The organism is Actinomyces sp. 565 (assembly GCF_010365615.1).
GTDB lineage: Bacteria > Actinomycetota > Actinomycetes > Actinomycetales > Actinomycetaceae > Actinomyces.
Window position 1 is genome coordinate 28,840 of record NZ_PIZD01000058.1, and the last position, 18,401, is coordinate 47,240.

General features: G+C 69.7%; 12 protein-coding genes. 7 read left to right on the plus strand and 5 right to left on the minus strand.

Going from position 1 to position 18,401, the window contains the following annotated elements:
- The first annotated feature begins 93 nt into the window (after positions 1-93).
- Positions 94-1,452 (plus strand): phosphoglucosamine mutase, encoded by a 1,359-nt coding sequence (glmM, locus tag GZ997_RS09070; RefSeq protein ID WP_161924732.1) that lies wholly within the window; start codon positions 94-96, stop codon positions 1,450-1,452.
- Complete coding sequence (locus GZ997_RS09075; protein ID WP_162679642.1) at positions 1,449-4,697, plus strand: BTAD domain-containing putative transcriptional regulator; 3,249 nt, start codon at positions 1,449-1,451, stop codon at positions 4,695-4,697. Before glmM ends, GZ997_RS09075 begins: the two co-directional genes overlap by 4 nt.
- A 57-nt stretch (positions 4,698-4,754) precedes the next feature.
- Here GZ997_RS09075 and GZ997_RS09080 read toward each other — a convergent pair whose 3' ends face one another.
- From GZ997_RS09080 to GZ997_RS09095, 4 genes are all read right to left on the minus strand, one after another.
- Positions 4,755-5,582 carry an ABC transporter permease gene (locus GZ997_RS09080; RefSeq protein ID WP_343212314.1) on the minus strand — a complete coding sequence of 276 codons (828 nt, stop codon included), beginning with the start codon at positions 5,580-5,582 and terminating at the stop codon, positions 4,755-4,757.
- Complete coding sequence (locus GZ997_RS09085; RefSeq protein ID WP_162679643.1) at positions 5,579-6,661, minus strand: ATP-binding cassette domain-containing protein; 1,083 nt, start codon at positions 6,659-6,661, stop codon at positions 5,579-5,581. Before GZ997_RS09085 ends, GZ997_RS09080 begins: the two co-directional genes overlap by 4 nt.
- Positions 6,662-6,849: 188 nt before the next feature.
- A complete protein-coding gene (locus GZ997_RS09090) occupies positions 6,850-8,316 on the minus strand; it encodes an NAD(P)(+) transhydrogenase (Re/Si-specific) subunit beta (RefSeq protein WP_162679709.1) in 1,467 nt (488 codons plus the stop codon).
- Positions 8,317-8,362: 46 nt separating this feature from the next.
- Positions 8,363-9,922, minus strand: a complete 1,560-nt coding sequence (locus tag GZ997_RS09095; protein WP_162679644.1) for a Re/Si-specific NAD(P)(+) transhydrogenase subunit alpha — start codon at positions 9,920-9,922, stop codon at positions 8,363-8,365.
- A 512-nt stretch (positions 9,923-10,434) separates the two neighbouring features.
- Here GZ997_RS09095 and GZ997_RS09100 point away from each other — a divergent pair.
- The 3 genes from GZ997_RS09100 to GZ997_RS09110 all read left to right on the plus strand — a co-directional run bounded on the left by GZ997_RS09100 (position 10,435) and on the right by GZ997_RS09110 (position 13,552).
- Positions 10,435-10,821, plus strand: a complete 387-nt coding sequence (locus tag GZ997_RS09100; protein WP_162679645.1) for a helix-turn-helix domain-containing protein — start codon at positions 10,435-10,437, stop codon at positions 10,819-10,821.
- Between the two features lie 140 nt (positions 10,822-10,961).
- The gene (locus GZ997_RS09105; protein WP_162679646.1) at positions 10,962-12,071 is read left to right on the plus strand and encodes a hypothetical protein; all 1,110 of its coding nucleotides are present in this window, start codon (positions 10,962-10,964) and stop codon (positions 12,069-12,071) included.
- Positions 12,072-12,286: 215 nt separating this feature from the next.
- Positions 12,287-13,552, plus strand: a complete 1,266-nt coding sequence (locus GZ997_RS09110) for a hypothetical protein (protein WP_162679647.1) — start codon at positions 12,287-12,289, stop codon at positions 13,550-13,552.
- Here the strand turns inward: GZ997_RS09110 and coaA are convergent.
- Entirely contained in the window at positions 13,519-14,523 is a 1,005-nt protein-coding gene (coaA, locus tag GZ997_RS09115) for a type I pantothenate kinase (RefSeq protein ID WP_237564145.1), read from the minus strand. The two genes, GZ997_RS09110 and coaA, sit on opposite strands and share 34 nt — an antisense overlap.
- Before the next feature lie 204 nt (positions 14,524-14,727).
- Here coaA and glmS point away from each other — a divergent pair, with 204 nt between their 5' ends.
- Complete coding sequence (gene glmS / locus GZ997_RS09120) at positions 14,728-16,659, plus strand: glutamine--fructose-6-phosphate transaminase (isomerizing) (RefSeq protein ID WP_162679648.1); 1,932 nt, start codon at positions 14,728-14,730, stop codon at positions 16,657-16,659.
- Between the two features lie 28 nt (positions 16,660-16,687).
- The gene (locus GZ997_RS09125; protein ID WP_343212315.1) at positions 16,688-18,397 is read left to right on the plus strand and encodes an NAD(P)H-hydrate dehydratase; all 1,710 of its coding nucleotides are present in this window, start codon (positions 16,688-16,690) and stop codon (positions 18,395-18,397) included.
- Positions 18,398-18,401: the final 4 nt, after the last annotated feature.

Here is an 18,401-nt window from a genome sequence, read left to right on the forward strand (position 1 = left end):
CGATTCCGGCGGTTACCTCCCATGCGGAGGTGACCGCCGGATTACATATGGGCGTGAAATGATGGGGCCGTTGTCAACCAACAGGAGGATCCCATGACACGACTCTTCGGCACCGACGGTGTCCGCGGGCTCGCTAACGAACTGCTTACCCCTGATCTCGCAGTCAGCCTCGGCCGCGCAGCAGCAAGCGTCCTGGTCGGCTCGGATGACTCCCCCCACCGGCTGGGTCGCCGCCCACGCGCTGTCGTCGGCCGCGACACCCGCGCCAGTGGTGAGTTCCTCGACCACGCCATCAGCGCCGGCCTGGCCGCCTCCGGCATGGATGTCACCCGCGTGGGCGTACTGCCCACGCCCGCCATCGCGCATCTGACCGCCAGCCAGGACGTCAGCCTGGGCGTGGTCATCTCAGCCTCCCACAATCCCTTCCCGGACAACGGCATCAAGTTCTTCGCCCGCGGCGGCTACAAGCTGGAGGATGCCGTGGAGGACCGCATTGAGGCGGCCCTGAGCGAGGACCTGCCCCGCCCCACCGGCGCCGACGTGGGCCGCGTCATCAAGGGTGAGACGGTGGCCGACCAGACCTACATCAACCACCTGGTGGACTCCGTGGCTACCGACCTGTCCGGCCTGCGCATCGTGGTGGATGCCTCCAACGGCGCCGCCAGCAGCGTCGGCCCCGCCGCGCTGCGCAACGCCGGCGCCGAGGTGATCGCCATCAACGCCTCCCCGGACGGGCTGAACATCAACGCCGACTGCGGCTCCACCCACCCCGAGCAGCTGCAGGCCTACGTGCGCAGTGTCGGGGCGGACATGGGGGTCGCCTACGACGGCGACGCCGACCGCTGCCTGGCAGTGGACGCCGAGGGCAACCTCGTGGACGGCGACCAGATCATGGGCCTGCTGGCCGTGGGCATGAAGGCCGACGGCACCCTCGGCTCCGACACGCTCGTAGTCACCGTGATGAGCAACCTCGGCCTGATCCTGGCCATGCGCGAGCACGGCATCCGCATCGTGCAGACCGGCGTGGGCGACCGCTACGTGCTGGAGAAGATGCTGCAGGGCGGCTACACCCTCGGCGGTGAGCAGTCCGGGCACGTCATCGACACCCTCCATGCCACCACCGGCGACGGCGTGCTCACCTCCCTGCGCGTGGCCGCCCGCATGAAGCGCACCGGCAAGTCCCTGGCCGAGCTGGCCAGCATCGTGCAGCGGCTGCCGCAGACGCTCGTCAATGTTCGCGGGGTCGACAAGGCCGCCGCCGGCACCAACAAGGCGGTGCAGGATGCCGTCGCCGACGCCGAGAAGCAGCTGGGGGAGACCGGCCGCGTGCTCCTGCGGCCGTCCGGCACCGAGCCGCTGGTCCGCGTCATGGTGGAGGCCGCCAGCCAGGAGGAGGCCGACCGCGTGGCGGCCGGCCTGGCCGCCGTCGTCAAGGACAACCTCGCCCTGTGACGCGGCCCGACGCCGGGGGCGGCGGCCTGCGACTGCTGGACGCCGCGCCGAGCTGGAACGGCGAGCCGCTGAGCGGGAGAGTACTCGATCTGCTCTGCGTGCTCGCCGCCCTGCCCGGTGCCCACGGCGGAGAGGAGCGGCTGGCCGAGGAATTGTGGGGCTCCACGCCGCCGTCACGTCCCCGTCAGGCGCTGCAGGTAGTTGTTTCCCGGACCCGCAGCCGACTCGGGCCCGGGGCCCTGCAACGGCGGGGTGAGGGATACGCCCTCACCCTGCCGTGCACCCAGGTGGATCACCTCGACCTGGTGCGACGACAGCGGGAGGCCGAGGCCGCGGCGTCCGCCCATCGCCCGGCCGACGTGGTCGACCTGACCGAGGCCATGGGCGAGGTGCCGGGGACGGGTATGAGTCCGCCCCACCAGCGGCTTCTGAAACAGGCGACGGATCTGAACACACGCGCCCGTCGTCTGCGCGCACTCGCCCTCGACGAGTTGGGGCGCTACTCGCAGGCCATGGAGCTGCTTACGTTCCTGGCCGAGCAGTACCCCTCGGATGAGGCGGTGCTGGGCGCTCTGATCCGAGGCGAGGCCTGGACCCGTTCGCCGGCCGCCGCGTTGGCTCGTTACGAGCGGTATCGTCGTCGTCTGCACAATGCCGGTGCCGTGCCGGGGCCGCTGCTGCGCGCTGCGCATGAGCATGCGCTGGCCGCCGAGCACCCGGTTCGCCAAGGTCTGCGGGTGCCGATCGCCTTGATCGGGCGCGACGACGACTTGCGTGAGGTGGAGGACGCGGTCGCCACCAACCGCCTGGTGACCATCACCGGGCCGGGAGGTGTCGGCAAGACGAGCCTGGCGCAAGTCGTCGCCTCCCGCAGCCCGTTCCCCGTAATCAGAGTGCTCTCCATGACGGAGGTGTCTCCGCGCGGACGCGACACGATGGAGACGGACGCATTCGGGCGCGCGGCCGCCGTGGAGCGGCTCGCTCGCGGACTCCTGGCCGCCATCGGACTGCGCACCTCGGCCGCACAGCCGCCCCGCACCGTTCTGGCGCAGGCCCTGGCCGCCCCCGGCACGTTGCTGATACTGGACGACTGTGAGCACGTGGCCGACGTGCTCGGGGACCTGCTCGGCCCGATGCTCGCCTCACTGCCGGGACTGCACGTGGTGGTGACATCCCGCAGTGTTCTGGAATTGTCAACCGAGTACGTGCATCGGCTGTCCCCCCTCACGGACACGGCGGCGGCCGCCCTCTTCCGCGATCGGGCTTTGGCGGCACGGCCGCACCAGAGCCTCGGCGACGGCGATCTGGCTCGCCTGTTGCCTGCCCTGGAGGGGCTTCCGCTGGCCATTGAGCTGGCGGCGGCCCGCACCCGCGTGATGTCGGTGAGACAAGTGGCGCAGCGCCTTCCCCACGATCTGAAGAGCATGACCGGTCCGCGGGATCTGCCCGAGCGTCAGCGCACCCTCAGCGCGGTCATCGAATGGTCCTGGTCGCTGCTGGATGCCTCGCAGCGTCACGCCCTGATCCGTGTGGCCCTGCTGGCCGACGGCTTCACCCTGGAGACCGCCGAGGCCGTTATCGGTCCCGGCGCCGCCGTCATGCTGGACCAACTCCTCGCCCAGTCGCTCCTGACCGCGGACGGGGACGACCCGCCGCGCTTCCACATGCTCTCCTCGGTGCGCACACTGGTTCGTGAGCGTATCAACGGCACCTCCGATGGGATGGACGCGTACCACGCCGTGCGTCAATGGGCACTGGGCCTGGCTCGTCCCGTGCTGGCCGTCATGGGCGGAAGTCGCATGGATGAAGTCGCTCCGGCGATCGACGTCCTGCTGGCGGAGGAACGCGGAGTGGTTGCCGAGTTGGGGCGAGCATTGGGCGATGATGGTGGGCGCCCGGCTCCGGAGGACGCCTTGGTGCTCGGCGCGGCACTGCTGACCGGCTGGTCGACGAGTTGGGGCTACAGCCAGACCGCCGCCTGGGTGCCCCGCCTGCTGGGGCATGCCGTCACCGCGGCGCCGGATTCCGCCGGAAACACCGCCCGGATGCTCGTGCTTCACCGGGCGGTGGCCAACTCCTGGCTGCTGGGTCCTCTGCCGGACCGGCTCCGTGTCCGTATCCCGGCGTCATATCCGCAGGAGGATGCCCATGTCGCCGCGATTCGTCGGTTGGTCCGCACCAGGCACGAGGACTGGGCCGGTTTAGTCAATAACCCGGAGCCCTGGACCGCCTGGGCGGCCGGCAGCTGTGTGGTCATGGAGCTGGAGAACCGCGGTGACGTGGTCGGTGCGCTGGAACTAAACCGCGGTCTGCGGCAACGACTGCGCGACTCAGATCTGCCGCCCGGCCGCCTGTTCGAACTTGAGACAGACGGTCTGCGGCTGCTTCTGGAGCTGGGGGATTACCACGGTGGGCTAAGAGAGTGCTCCCGCCTGCTTCAGGTGGCCGAGAGCAGTTCAGTTCAGGAGACGCTCCGCAGTGCACTGCGCCTGCAACGGGACTGCTGTCGGGTCTATCTGGCGCCGTCCCCGGAGCGGGCCGCTGCGCTACTGGCGGATGCCGAGAACATGCCGGTACCCGGGATGGCGATGTTCATCACTGGGTTCCTCGGCGGGGAGATGGAGCTTCTGCGCGGCCGCCCCCGGGAGGCCCTCGCGGCGGCGCGGACTCTGCTAGAGCGCATGGCCGGTGCTGACGTGCCCGCGGGCAGCCCGTGGGAGCTCTACGGTCTGGCCACCTGCCTGCTGATCGATGTTGAGATCGCCGTGCGCGGCGCGACGGAGCCCACGACGCGAAACAACGTGCCTCGGAACCGTGGTCCCGAGGCAACCGCCATGCTGCGGCGCGGCCTGCTGAGCCTGCGGCAGGCGCTGCAGCAGGCCGGTGCCTCCCGCTTCGATTTGCCGACTACGGCATCACTCGCGTGCGCCGTCGGCTTGTCCGCAGCGACGGCCGCCGATGGACAACGGCAAGACGCGGGCACGAACCCGTCGGTGCGCGAGGAGAGCCGCGATACGGATCACGCCCGGGCGATCGAGTTGGGGCTGGAACTGTTCTGCACGGCCCTGGCCTGCGGGCCCAATCAGACATCACGCCTGTTGTCGCGGCCGCGCCTGCTGGAGGCCGCGCGTGGTATTGACGCCGGCCGCGTCGACGAGTTCTCGCGGCGAGTCGGCTCCGCCGGTGCCGAGGCGCTCGTAGAGCGTATGACGACACTCACCGCCTCACTGATCGAGCTGCCCTGAATCCGCGGTGGTCTCCCTGCCGGCCTCCGGCCACCGGGGAGACCACCGGCGGTCGTTTCAGGAGGTGGAGCGTTGGTAGCGCTTCACCGTGATCGGCGCCGCTACGGCCACAATGATGAGGGACCCCAGCAGGGCCCGGCCGACGTCTGCGGCGGTCCCCGTCCCGGCGGCGCCGTCGAGCAGGTAGCGCAGGCCGCTGACCACATAGGAGACCGGATTGTGCTCGGCGAAGACCCTCAGCCAGTGCGGCAGGGTAGCTGTGGGCACTAGTGCGTTGGACAGATAGCACAGGGGGAACAGGACGATGATGTTGAAGGAGGTCACCGCCTGCGCCGAGTTGAACAGGGTACTCACCATCAAGAACACCCAGGAGATCGCCCAACCGCATGCGGCGGCCGACAACACGACTCCGATCGCTCCGATCCAGCCGTTGTCCGGCCGGTAGCCGAGCGCGACGCCTGTGGCCAGCGTCAGCGCGGCGCACACGGCATACCGCAGTAGATCCGTCGCCATCGGGCCCAGAAGCGGTGCCAGGCGGGACATGGGCAGCGCACGGAAGCGGTCGAACACTCCCTTGGTCATGTCCTCACGCAGATCGACGCCGACGCTCTGGGCGGTGGACAGCACGTTGACGACAACCAGTCCCGGGACCAGGATCGGCAGGTAGGAGCGGACGTCCCCGGAGATCGCACCGCCGAGCAGCTGCCCGAACATGACGGTGAACAGGATGGGCTGGATGAGGACGTCGAAGGACTCCGTCGGATTGCGCAGCATGGTCAGCGCGGATCGCCACGCCATCGCGGCGGTGTCCGGCAGCAGTCGGGACTCGCTGAAACGTCTGGGAGCAGATGCAGAGGCGTTGCCGGAAGTGTTTGCGGTGGTCACTGGTTCTCCTTGGTCTCCGGGTCCGCGGGGTGAGCGGATGCATCGGTGGGGCCTTCGGCGCCCGGGTGGTCGGTCGTGGATCGCTCCGCCACACGGGACTGCGTTAAGGTGAGGAATACGGAATCGAGGCTGGGGCGGTCGACCGAGAGCGCCGCAGGAGACAATCCCCGCTCACGCAGCGCCACAAGGACCTCCGTGGCGTCTGCGGTATTCTCGATCGGCACGTGTATGCGCCCGCCCCGAGTGGTGGGCTCCCCGCCCGGAGACAGGACAGACATGATGACGTCGAGGGCGGGTGCTATGTATTCGGGATCTGCGGGAGTGATCACCAGGCTCGAGGAGCCGATCCGGTCCTTGAGCTGGTCGGGACTACCTTCGGCTACCTTGCGACCGTGGTTCATGATGCCGATTCTGTCCGCCAGGCGATCGGCCTCATCCAGGTACTGAGTTGTCAGCAGGATTGTCGTGCCGCGTGCCACCAGGTCTTCGATCACCCGCCACATCTGCTCACGGTTACGCGGATCTAAACCCGTGGTGGGCTCGTCGAGGAAGAGCACAGGAGGTGCGGCGACCATGGACACGGCCAGATCGAGGCGCCGTCGCATACCCCCCGAGTACCTGCCCACGCGGCGCCCGGCGGCGTCGGTCAGGGCGAAGGCCTCGAGCAGCTCGTCGGCGCGGCGTTTGCCGGCGGTCCGGGACATCCCTGTCAAACGCGCGAACAGCCGCAGGTTTTCACGTCCGGTGAGTGTCTCGTCCACGCTCGCGTACTGTCCGGCGACACCGATTACGGAGCGCACTCGGTGCGGAGAATGAACCAGGTCGTGGCCCATGACGGCGGCGTTGCCGGAGCTCGGGCGCAGCAGCGTCGTCAGCAACTTGACGACGGTGGACTTACCAGCGCCGTTGGGGCCGAGCAGCCCGTAGACGCTGCCGACAGCGATGTCCAAATCCAGTGCGTCAACGGCGATCAAGGAGCCGAAGTCGCGGCGCAGGCCGGTGGCGTGGATCGCGGGGGAGGTCTGCGCATCCCGAGGCGGCTTAAGGACAGGAGGTTGAGTTGCTGATGCGGTGCTCATGCGTCAAGGCTGGCAGTCGCCGCTTTCACCGCGCTTTCACCCCATACTTCGGGGCCGCTGACTTAGGACTTCTTGCCACACGTACGCGTTCCGAAGGTTTCCCCGCGCCAGGACGGCGGAGAACTTCAGAACGCGTACGTGAGAGGCGAATGCGTACGTGACAGACCCGGAGGCCCGGGCCCTACGGCTCACTCCATGGCGCGGATGACTTCCTCCACGGTCGCCTTGGCGTCGCCGAACAGCATGGCGGTGTTGTCCTTGAAGAACAGCGGGTTCTGCACGCCCGCGTAGCCGGTGGCCATGGACCGCTTGAACACCACGACCCGCTTGGCGTCCCACACCCGCAGCACCGGCATGCCGGCGATGGGGGAGCCGGGCTCCTCGGCGGCGGGGTTGACCGTGTCATTCGCGCCGATGACCAGGACGACGTCGACGTCGGAGAAGTCGTCGTTGACCTCGTCCATCTCCAGCACCAGGTCGTAGGGGACCTTCGCCTCCGCCAGCAGCACGTTCATGTGCCCGGGCAGGCGGCCGGCCACGGGGTGGATGCCGAAGGTGACGTCCACGCCCTCCCCGCGCAGCATCTCCGTGAGCGTGGACACGGGGTACTGGGCCTGCGCCACCGCCATGCCGTAGCCGGGGGTGATGACCACGCGCTTGGCGTCCTGGAGGGCACGCGCCACGGTACCCACATCGGTCTGCTGGATGGTGCCCTGCTCGCCCTCCACCGGGGCGGACACTGCGCCCTCGGTGCCGTAGCCGCCAAGCAGCACGGACACGAAGGACCGGTTCATCGCCTGGCACATCAGGTAGGACAGGTAGGCGCCGGAGGAGCCCACCAGCGCGCCGGTGATGATCAGCAGGTCGTTGTTGACCATGAAGCCGGTGAAGGCGGAGGCCCAGCCGGAGTAGGAGTTCATGATGGCCACGACCACGGGCATGTCACCGCCGCCGATGGCGATCACCAGGTGGGCGCCCAGGGCCAGGGCGATCACCGTCATAACCGCCAGGCACGCCCAGGCCGCCGGCGAGCCTGCCGGCAGCAGGATGAAGGCGACCATGAGCACGAGGCTGACGAGCAGCGCGGCGAGATTGAGCTTATTGCGGCCCGGCAGGGTGATCGGCCTGCCCGGCACCCGTCCGGCCAGCTTGAGTGCTGCCAGCACCGACCCGGTGAAGGTCACTGCGCCCACGAACACGCCCAGGAACACTTCGCCCAGGTGGAATCCCCCCAGCAACTCCGACATCGCATCGGGGGAGGCGTAGGAGCTGTAGCCCACGAGCACGGCGGCCAGACCCACTAGCCCGTTGAGGACTGCGATCAGCTGCGGCATGCCGGTCATGGCGACCCGCCCGGCCAGCAGCATGCCGATTACGGCGCCGATACCCAGGGCCAGGGCTATCAGGATCGCCGTCGTGATCACCCCTTGACCGGGGTCGGAGGTGAGTGCCAGGCCGATGGCGGCCGCAATGGCGATCCCCATGCCGACGGCGCCGGCAACATTTCCGGCCACCGCCGTCTCGTGGCGGGACAGCCCGGCGGCGGCCGCGATGAACAGCACCGCCGCGGCAACGTAGGCCAGGGCCACCGGCGAGGGCAGGGTCAGGCCGACGGTGTCGGCGGAGGCCGCAGGGGGCACGGCCGGCGCGACCATTGACGTGAATGCGGGCAGGGAGGAAACAGCTGCGCAAGACATGCCCTCACTCCTTCCTGAACATGGCGAGCATGCGGTTGGTGACCGCGAAGCCGCCGAAGACGTTGATGGATGCGAGCAGGATCGCAACGAAGGCGACCGCGCTGATCGCCGGGTTGGCGTTGCCGACCTGCGCGATGGCGCCGAGCAGGATGATGCCGGAGATCGCGTTCGTCACCGACATCAGTGGCGTGTGCAGCGCGGGGGTCACGTTGGAGATGACGTGGAAGCCCAGGATGATCGCCAGGGCCAGCACGATGTAGTGACTGGTCGCCGCGGCGGGGGTGATCAGCACGAGTACGGCGGCAGCGACGGCGGCCAGCGCGAGCCCTATCGTCATGCGTCGGCGCGAGCGGGCCCGGGCGGCGGCCTCGGCCTCGGCGTCGGCCTGCGCATCGGCGACGGAACGTTCCGGGGCCGGGGCGGCCGACGGCTTGGGGGCGGCCGAGACCGCCACGGGCGGCGGCGGCCACAGCAGCTCGCCGGCCTGGCACACGGTGATCGCCCGCACCACCTGGTCGTCCAGGTCCAGCGCGAGGTCGCCGTCCTTGGCGGGCGTGACCAGGGTAAGCAGGTTGAGGATGTTGCGGCCGTACAGCTGGGATGCCTGGGCGGGCAGGCGCTCGGCCAAGTCGGTGTAGCCGACGATCGTCACTCCGCCGGGGGTGGTGACGACTTCCCCGGGCACGGTCAACTCGGTGTTGCCGCCATTCGCCGCCGCCATGTCCACGATCACCGAGCCGGGGCGCATGGCCTCCACGGCGGCCCGGTCCAGCAGCAGCGGGGCGCGGCGGCCGGGGATGTTCGCCGTCGTGATCACGATGTCCGCGGCGGCCGACTGCTCGGCATACAGGGCGTTCGCCAGGGCCGCCTGGTCGGTGGTCATCTCCTTGGCGTAGCCGTCGGCGGACACCTCCTGGGCGGTGGGCACGGGCACGAACTCGGCCCCCACCGACTTGACCTGGTCGGCGACCTCCGGGCGCACGTCGGTGCCCTTGACGACGGCGCCCAGGGAGTAGGCGGTGCCGATGGCGGCCAGTCCGGCCACGCCCGCGCCGATCACATACACAGAGGCGGGCGGGAACTTGCCGGCGGCGGTCACCTGGCCGTTGAGCAGGCGGCCGAAGTGCGCGGCGGCCTCAATGACGGCCCGGTAGCCGGCCAGGTTCGCCTGGGAGGAGAGCACATCCATGGACTGTGCCCGGGAGATGCGCGGCACGGTGTCGATCGCCAGGGCGGTGAGGGAATGGTCCTGCAGCGCCTGGACGAGCTCGGGATGGCGGGCGGGGTCGAGCCGGCCGATGAGGGTGGCGCCCGGGTGCATCAGGTCCAGCTCGGCGGCGTCGGGCGCGTAGGCGGTGACGACGACGTTGCAGCCCCAGGTTTCGGCCCGATCTGCGAGCTGGGCGCCGGCTGCCTCATAGGCGGCGTCGGGGAAGCGGGCCGGCTCTCCGGCTCCGCGCTGGACGACGACGTCGTAGCCCAGGCGGATCAGCCGCTCGACGGTCTGCGGCGTGGCCGCGGTCATGGAGCGGTCCGGAGGCTGGCAGGGGATTCCAAGACGCATAGAAGCTCCTTTCAGCGGGCGCGCCCGACGCCTCGGCGCGCTGGAGCGCGTTATAGGGAGGGCGGGCACACGGGGGTGACTCGCGTAACAGTAGAACGCCTAGCGGTGGCTGTCACGCGGCGTCTCACCGCCGCGGCCCTTGGAGCGGTGCGAGGTGGTGGCGGGCGAGTCGTCCGCGTCGGCGGGGGATGTGGCTCTACTCACTTACGAACTCTCTTACGAGAAGTGGGTTACCGCGAGAGAGTAATACCTGTCGGAACCGCAGCACGCAGTAAGGAGAACATCGTGGCTGCTGCATCCCTCCCGTCCGTTACCGTCTTCGGAGCCGGTGTCATCGGCTCCGCCGTCACCAAGTGAACCCGTCCGCCGGGCAACCCACCAACCGTGTGACGCGTGCGCCCGCCGCCCCCACTCGGGGCGGCGGGCGCAGCCCTGTACGCTGTGCCCTCGTCAGGGATCGGCGGAGCCCCATGGGTCGGGTGCCGACGGCAAGGCGAAGGGAGGGACCGCGCATGAGTGCGGCAGGTGAGGGCGAGCACGCCTACAACCCCTACAGTCGGTCCTGCCCCTCGCGACGCCTGTTGCGGGAGCTCGGTGAGCTGTGGAGTGTGCTGGTCATTGGCGCCCTGTACGAGGGGCCGCTGCGCTTCACCGAGATCTCCCGGCGGGTGGACGGTATCTCCACCAAGATGCTCACCCAGACGTTGCGCACCCTGGAACGTGACGGCCTGGTCGGGCGCGAGTACTACACCGAGACGCCGCCGCGGGTCACCTACGAGTTGACCGCACTGGGGCGGGACCTCGCCGACGTCATGGATGCCCTGGAGAACTGGGCCGTCGGGCACATGGACGACGTGCTCGCCGCCCGCGAGGCCTACGACGCCGAACGCGCGGACTAGCCGTGTTCCGCAGGTCCCGGCCGGCTCTCAACCAGTACGACGCCGGCACCTCCACTGCGTCACGAGCGGTGCCACGGCCCGAGCGCATCGTGGCGCGTCCTAACCGCAGGGCTCGCATCAGAGGCGGTCTGATCGTCTTCATGGGGCTGCTGCCGATCGCCGCCGGCATCGCGCTGTTGGCGATCGGTGAGATCGAGGGCGGCCTGCTCCTGACTGCCATCGGGGCGCTGGTGGTTTACCTCGGCACGGCGCCCTGGCGGGAGTACACGATTTTCGACGCCGACGGTATTCACTCCCACACCACGCTGCGTGACATCGACGCACCCTGGCCCGACTCGCGTGCGGCCTTCGTCGTACGTCAGGCGTACGGGAAATACTTCAATACGGCGTATGTCGTTGCGCCCTCGCCTGTGGGCAGCTTCAAGCTGGGAGCGCCACGAGTGGTCGGCGGCTTCGTCGGCAGCATCAGGGCTCAAGCGGAGGCGGAGGTCGACGAGATCTGGGCCTGGGCGGTTGACCGCGGCTACGTACGTGGCGCCGCGCGGCATCGGGTTCATAAGCGACGCAATAAGCGCAGGGAGGGTGTGCCCGGGCATCCGGTGAACAGCCGTGGGGACGTTCCCGTCGCGGAGGCCTCCGGCGACGTGGCGTTGCGATGGCAGGAACCTCTGGTGTTCTCCGCTTGGTCCGGGCAGCGCTGGGAGATCATCGGGCACATTCTCGGCACCCTCGCGCTCGGTGGCGGCGGTGTGGGCTACGCCTTCTACGCGCTCAGCCGGAGTGGCATTGACTCCGTGGCCGGCAAGCTGGGCTTCGCGATTGGGCTACTCATGTTGATTGTCGCGGTGCGGACATTGCCAGACCTCCTTGAAACCGCCCGTGCCCGCCTGACCGTGTATGCGGAGGGCATGGATTATTTCAGCGGCAGGCACTCCTTCTGGATCGACTGGCCCACTTCGTGCTCGTCCATCTTCGTTGCGGAGACCGAGGAGTACCGCAGGACCGTGGTGGAGGTGAGAATCCTCGCCGTCGCGGGACTGTCGGTGGCGGTTCCCGGACTGCGGTGGGTGGGAGGCGACGACCGCGCGCTTCTGGCCGCGGCGGCGGCAGCCGATTCTATTTGGGAAATGGGCGCTGCCTCCGGTTTCGCGGTGGACGATGGCGGTTACCAGCCGACCGCCGACCCGGAGTTCGAACGCCGACGCGTCGCCGTCGCGCGCCGGATCGAGTACCTCTCTGCCCAGGGATGAACCATGCCTTCGGAGTTCCGGCTTGAGACGAGCCGTGCGAGGTTACGTGCGGCGGTGGCTGTGAGATGGGCCTCCTGCTAATGCGCGAGACGGTGCGGCGGCTCTGCTAGGCTGAAAATAACGGTATGGATACGGTAGTGGTGCGTGCTACTGCTGGTCCGGAACCGATCTGGGGCATTCTGGGCCCCGCTCGCGAGCTGCTTGAAGGACTTGACATGCCTGCTTCCGTTCACGGCGACCTGCCCTATTCTCGCGGTAACGTCCCCACACCCGGAACGAGTGCGTCGGCGCAGCCCCGGGAGTCGCTGGTGCGCCGACCGGCTGCCTCCAGGATGCTGGCCGGCTTCGTCTTCCTGTTTGCCGGTCTTATGCTGCTGTACGTCGGCTACATGCTGCATGTCCTCGATCCCGCGTTGCTGGTGGCCGTACCCCTATGCGTGGTTGGGGCACTAGGGCTGTTCCTCGGTATTGCGATGCTGCGACGCCGCACTGTTTTCGATGCCCGCGGCATCCACTCCCGCGGCCTGCTGCGTACGGTGCACCTGTCCTGGCCCGACTCCCGTGCCGGATTCATCGTCGTCCTGGCTGCTGGCGAGCGGGGCTCGGTGCCCGTGGTCGAGGTAGGAACGGCAGGCCGCAGGATCAGACTGTCCGCCCCGCGTATGTCATCCCAGACGCGACTCGAGGCCGAGGTCGATGCGATCTGGGCCTGGGCGCTGGCCCGCGGCTACGCCCGCGAGACGATGCCCGCCCTGCAAGGCCCAGGTCCCCATATCGCGCAGGCCGCACCCCCACCGGTAACGGCGCCGCGCGCCTTGCCCGTCGACCAGACACTGCTCGCCCGCGAGCCCCTAATCCTCAAAGACAAGCCGAACTGGCACGGTCTCATCCCCAACATCGTCATCCTCGTGTTCCTCTGCATCCTGGCGCTGCCGGCCGTGCTCGGCCCGGAGCGGACGCCGCAGGCCTTTGCCGGAGTATTCCGGGAGGACGGGACGCTGCGCCTTTCCAGCGGTTTCTGGATACTGCTGGTCGCACCCGCGGGCGGTCTCGTGGTCAGCGTGCACCGGATTGTTCGGGAACGCACGATCCTCTCGCGGGAAGGTCTGGCGCTGGTGGGATGGCTAACCCGTCGAGTGGCGTGGCCGCCGTCGAGCTCGTACTTCTTCGTACGAAGCCGGCGCTACTTCGGGCACGCCGAGGCCTCCGCGTGGCTGCTCGACCCTGCCGGATTAGCGCTGCGTATGCCCGGCACGGCGCGTTTCTCTAAGGATGAGGATCAGGCCCTGCTGGCCGCTGCGGCCGCGGCACAAACCATCTGGGAGTGGGGAGTCTCCCGCGCAGTCGCCCACGACGACGACACCTACTATCCGGTCCCCGACGATGTGATCGAACAGGAGCGCCGCGCCAATGGTCGAAGAATCGCCTACCTCACCTCCCGCGGAACTCAGGCCTTGCGCAGCAGCACCCGGCTCATGTGATGGTCGGCGTCCTTGCGCAGCACCAGGGTCGCCCGCCCCCGGGTGGGGGCAATGTTCTCCCGCAGGTTCACCAGGTTGATGCTCTCCCACACCTCGTTCGCCGCCGCCAGCGCGATGTCGTCCGGGATGGCCGCATAGCGCCGGAAGTAGGAGTTGGGGTCCTTGAAGGCAGTGTGCTTGAGCGTGAGGAAGCGGTCCAGGTACCAGCGGCGGATGTCCTCCGGGTCGGCATCCACATAGATGGAGAAGTCGATGAAATCACTCACCGCCAGCGCCGAGTCCACCGGACGGTCGGCGCCACCGTGGGTGTGACGTACCCGCGGGGCGGGCTGCAGCACGTTCAGCCCCTCCAGCACCACCACATCCGGCTGCTCAATCACGAGCTTCCTGCCCGGCACGATGTCGTAGACGGTGTGCGAGTACACCGGCGCCTCCACCCGGGGCGCCCCGGACTTCACTGCGGTGACGAAGTCCAGCAGGGCCTTCTGGTCGTAGGACTCCGGGAAGCCCTTGCGGGCGGTCAGGCCGCGTGCCTCCAGCACGGCGTTGGGTAGCAGGAAGCCGTCGGTGGTCACCAGGTCCACGCGCGGGGTGTCCGGGAAGCGGGCCAGCAGGTGGGCCAGCAGCCGCGCCGTTGTCGACTTACCGACCGCAACCGAGCCTGCCACCGCGACGACGAACGGCGTCGGCCGCTCATCCACCCCCAGGAAGTCCGCGGTGCGGCGGGCGCGCTCGCGGGCGGTGGCGATGAAGTGCTCCAGCAGCGCCGTCAGCGGCCGGTAGACGACGTCGACCTCAGGCAGGTCGATTGGATCACCTAGGCCGCGCAGCTTCTCGACATCCGCCTGGGTCAGCGGCAGCGGCGCGGAGGAGGCGAGCGCACGCCACTGGTCGCGGTGCAGCTCGATATACGGCGAGGGCGCGGTCCCGGACCGGGACGCCAATGCCGCAGGGGAGACGGGGATGTTCACCGCACCAGTGTGACGCATTGTCACTGCATTGGCACGTGCGGACGCCTCCGAGACCCTGTGAGGGTGCACCTCTCAACTGGATTCTCAGCCGGAGCTCCAGTCCGTGACCCAGCCGGCGCCTCACTGCTGTAGCCGAACTGCGTCCCGGTCCGCGTATGCCGCGCACGTTGATCTGGGAGGCAGGTTGGTGGTTCTATCTGGCTCATGTGTGGAATCGTCGGCCATGTAGGCCCCCTGAACTCAATCAACCCCGCAGGCGCCCCCGGAAGCGGCCGCTCCCTGGAGGTCCTGCTGGACGGACTGTCCCGCCTGGAGTACCGCGGGTACGACTCCGCCGGCATCGCCCTGGTACGCCCTGACGACGGCGAGCGGCTCACCGTCGTCAAGGCCGCCGGCAAGCTGGACAACCTGCGCGCTGCCCTGGACGAGGCCGGCCCGGCCCCGGCCACCGCCGGCATCGGCCACACCCGCTGGGCCACCCACGGCGGCCCCACCACCGAAAACGCCCACCCGCACCGCGCCGGCACCCTCGCGGTGGTCCACAACGGCATTATTGAGAACTTCCGCGCCCTGCGCGCCGAGGTTGAGGAGGCGGGCCGTACCCTGCTCTCCGCCACTGACACCGAGGTGGTCGCGCACCTGCTCGACCTCGACTTCAGCGCCCGGCTCGCCGCGGGTGAGGCCGGCACCGTGGGCCCGGACGCGGCCGCCGCGTTGTTGGTGGAGTCCATGCGTGCCGTCACCGACCGCCTGGAGGGCACCTTCGCGCTGCTGGCCGTCACCGAGCTCGCCCCCGGCGCGATAATCGCCGCCCGCCGCTCCAGCCCGCTGGTGATCGGCCTGGGGGAGGGGGAGAACTTCCTCGGTTCGGACGTGGCCGCCTTCGTCGCCTTCACCACCCACGCCGCCGAGGTCGACGACGACCAGGTCCTGTTGCTGACCGCCGACGCCGTCACCGTGTGGGATGCCGCCGGCAACGTCGTCACCCCGAACACCTGGGAGGTCTCCTGGGACGCGTCGGCCGCAGTCAAGGGCGGGTACGAGACCTTCATGGACAAGGAGATCCATGACCAGCCCACCGCCGTCGCCGACACCCTGCTCGGGCGCGTAAACGACCGCGGCGAGCTGGTGCTGGATGAGATGCGCATCGACCCAGCTGTGCTGCGCAGCATCGACAAGATCATCGTGGTTGCCTGCGGTACGGCCGCCTATGCCGGGCACGTGGCCAAGTACGCGATCGAGCACTGGTGCCGCATCCCGGTGGAGATTGAGCTCGCTCACGAGTTCCGCTACCGCGACCCCATTGTCTCCGAGAAGACCCTGACCGTGGCCATCTCCCAGTCCGGGGAGACCATGGACACCATTCACGCGGTTCGCCACGCCCGCGAGCAGGGCAGTCGGGCGCTGGCGATCGTCAACACCTATGGCTCCACGATCGCCAGGGAGGCGGACGCCGTCCTGTACACGCACGCCGGCCCGGAGGTGGCCGTGGCCTCCACTAAGGCCTTCATCTCCCAGATCACCGCCTGCTACCTGCTGGGCCTGTACCTGGCGCAGCTGCGCGGCAACAAGTGGCCCGACGAGGTCGCCGACTACCTGGAGAACCTGGGCAAGATGCCCGCCAAGATCGAGCGCCTGCTTGCCGAGCAGGAGGACATGGTGCGCGAGCTGGGGGAGCAGCTCGCCGACCAGACCTCCTTCCTGTTCCTGGGACGCCACGTGGGCTACCCGGTCGCCCTGGAGGGCGCGCTGAAGCTGAAGGAGGTCGCCTACGTGCACGCCGAGGGCTTCGCCGCCGGCGAGCTCAAGCACGGTCCCATCGCCCTGGTGGAGGAGGGACTACCGGTGTTCGTCATCGTGCCGACCCCGCGCCGCCCCGTCCTGCATGACAAGGTCATCTCCAACATTCAGGAGGTGCGTGCCCGCGGCGCCCGCACCATCGTCATCGCGGAGGAGGGCGATGAGGCGGTCACGCCCTTCGCCGACACGGTGATTCGCATCCCGGCCGCCCCGACCCTGATGTGGCCGCTGCTGACGGTGGTCCCGCTGCAGATCTTCGCTGCTGCCCTGGCCAAGGCCAGGGGCCTGGATGTGGACCAGCCCCGCAACCTGGCCAAGTCCGTCACCGTGGAGTAAGCCGGCTCGCCGGGGTCATGATGGGGCAGTGAACACCACACCGCGCCCACCCGCCCCCGACAGCACTTCGGTCGCCGCCGTGGCGTATCCCGCCCGTGCCGTCGCCGGAGCCGAGGCGCCGCTGACCGCGGGTACCGACCGCTACATGCATGCCGCGGCCGGCGCGCTGGCTCGGGCAGCGGTGGAGGAGATCCGGGCTGCGCGCGGCGCCGTGCCTGGCGCGCGTGTGCTGCTGCTCGTGGGTGGTGGCCACAACGGCGGTGACGCCCTGATCGCCGGCGCCCTGCTGGCGCGTCGCGGTTGCGCCGTCACCGCCGCCCCCGCCGCCGAGATATCCCGGCTGCACGTCACGGCCCTGGCGGCCGCCCGCGCCGCAGGTGTGCATCTCGCCGCCGACCCGCGGGCCGCGGCCCGAGCGGCTGCCGGGGGAGCGGCCGGAGCCGACCTGGTGATCGACGGCCTCACCGGCATCGGCGCCACGGGGCCGTTGCGCCCGGCCGCGGCCGAGCTCATCGCCCCGCTGCGCGCCGCAGGGGAGCAGGGGGAGCGGCCCTTCCGGGTGCTGGCCGTGGACCTGCCCTCCGGCGTAGGCGTGGACGACGGCACCCTGCCCGGCCCCGTGCTGGCCGCCGACCGCACCGTCACCTTCACCTGCTTCAAGGCGGCCCACCTGCTACCGCCGGCCGCATCCCTGTGCGGGCGCGTTGAGGTCGCCGACCTGGGGCTGCCGGTGCCGGATGCTGCGGTGTTGGCGCGTCGGCCCGCGGATGCGGAACTGGGCCGCCTGCTGCGCGTGCCCGGGGACCACGACCACAAGTACACCCGGGGCGTGGTCGGGCTGTGGGCCGGCAGCCAGACCTACCCGGGGGCTGCGGTGCTGGCCGCGTCGGCTGCGGTGCGCACGGGCGCCGGCATGGCGCGGCTGGCGGCGCCGGCGCGGGTGGTCGACCTGGTGCTCGCCCGCCGGCCCGAGGTCGTGCCCGCCGACGGACGCTGCCAGGCACTGGTGATCGGCCCCGGCACCGACCCCGCCGACGCCCCGCGTGCCGCCGAACTCGACGCGGCGCTGGGACGGGTACTCGGTGAGGCCGGAGAGCCGGTCGATGCGGTGATTGATGCCGGGGCGCTGCCCCTGCTCGCCGCCCGAGTCGCCTCCGGCGGCCGCTGCTCGCCGCGGCACGTGCTCACCCCACACGCCGGGGAGGCCGCCGCCCTGCTCGGCGAGCTGGGTGAGCGGGCCTCGCGGGATGCGGTCGAGGCGGCCCCGGCCGCGGCGGCGCGGCGCCTAGTGGAGCTGACCGGAGCCACCGTGCTGCTGAAGACGACTCCGACGCTGATCGCATCCCCGGGCGGGACGCTGCTGTCTGTCCACTCCGGTCCGGGCTGGCTCGCGACCGCCGGCAGCGGGGACGTACTGGCCGGAAACATCGGTGCTCTGCTGGCGGCCGGCCGGGCCGATGCCGATAACGACGTGGCCCGGGGCGGCGGGGGTGCGGGTGCCGCCCCGGCCAGCTGCGCCGCCCTGGGGGTGCGGCTGCATGCGCTCGCGGCGATGCGGGCGGCGGGCCTGGTTGACACCGACCGCGCAGCGCATGAGCGTGCAGTTTCCGCCGGGGTCGGCCGGCTGTTTGCGCGCTCGGGCCATCCACTTGCCGCGCTGGACCTGACCGAGGCGCTTCCGGCCGCCTGGGAACAACTCTGGAGCGCCGGCCAGAGACCAGAACAAGCCACCGCATGAGTTC

Bases quoted from the DNA above. Each gene is read 5' to 3' on its own strand.
- glmM (WP_161924732.1), top strand. From the start codon at position 94: ATGACACGACTCTTCGGCACCGACGGTGTCCGCGGGCTCGCTAACGAA.
- GZ997_RS09085 (WP_162679643.1), bottom strand. From the start codon at position 6,661: ATGAGCACCGCATCAGCAACTCAACCTCCTGTCCTTAAGCCGCCTCGG.
- GZ997_RS09110 (WP_162679647.1), top strand. From the start codon at position 12,287: ATGCCTGCTTCCGTTCACGGCGACCTGCCCTATTCTCGCGGTAACGTC.
- GZ997_RS09100 (WP_162679645.1), top strand. From the start codon at position 10,435: ATGAGTGCGGCAGGTGAGGGCGAGCACGCCTACAACCCCTACAGTCGG.
- glmS (WP_162679648.1), top strand. From the start codon at position 14,728: ATGTGTGGAATCGTCGGCCATGTAGGCCCCCTGAACTCAATCAACCCC.
- GZ997_RS09105 (WP_162679646.1), top strand. From the start codon at position 10,962: ATGGGGCTGCTGCCGATCGCCGCCGGCATCGCGCTGTTGGCGATCGGT.
- GZ997_RS09095 (WP_162679644.1), bottom strand. From the start codon at position 9,922: ATGCGTCTTGGAATCCCCTGCCAGCCTCCGGACCGCTCCATGACCGCG.
- GZ997_RS09090 (WP_162679709.1), bottom strand. From the start codon at position 8,316: ATGGTCGCGCCGGCCGTGCCCCCTGCGGCCTCCGCCGACACCGTCGGC.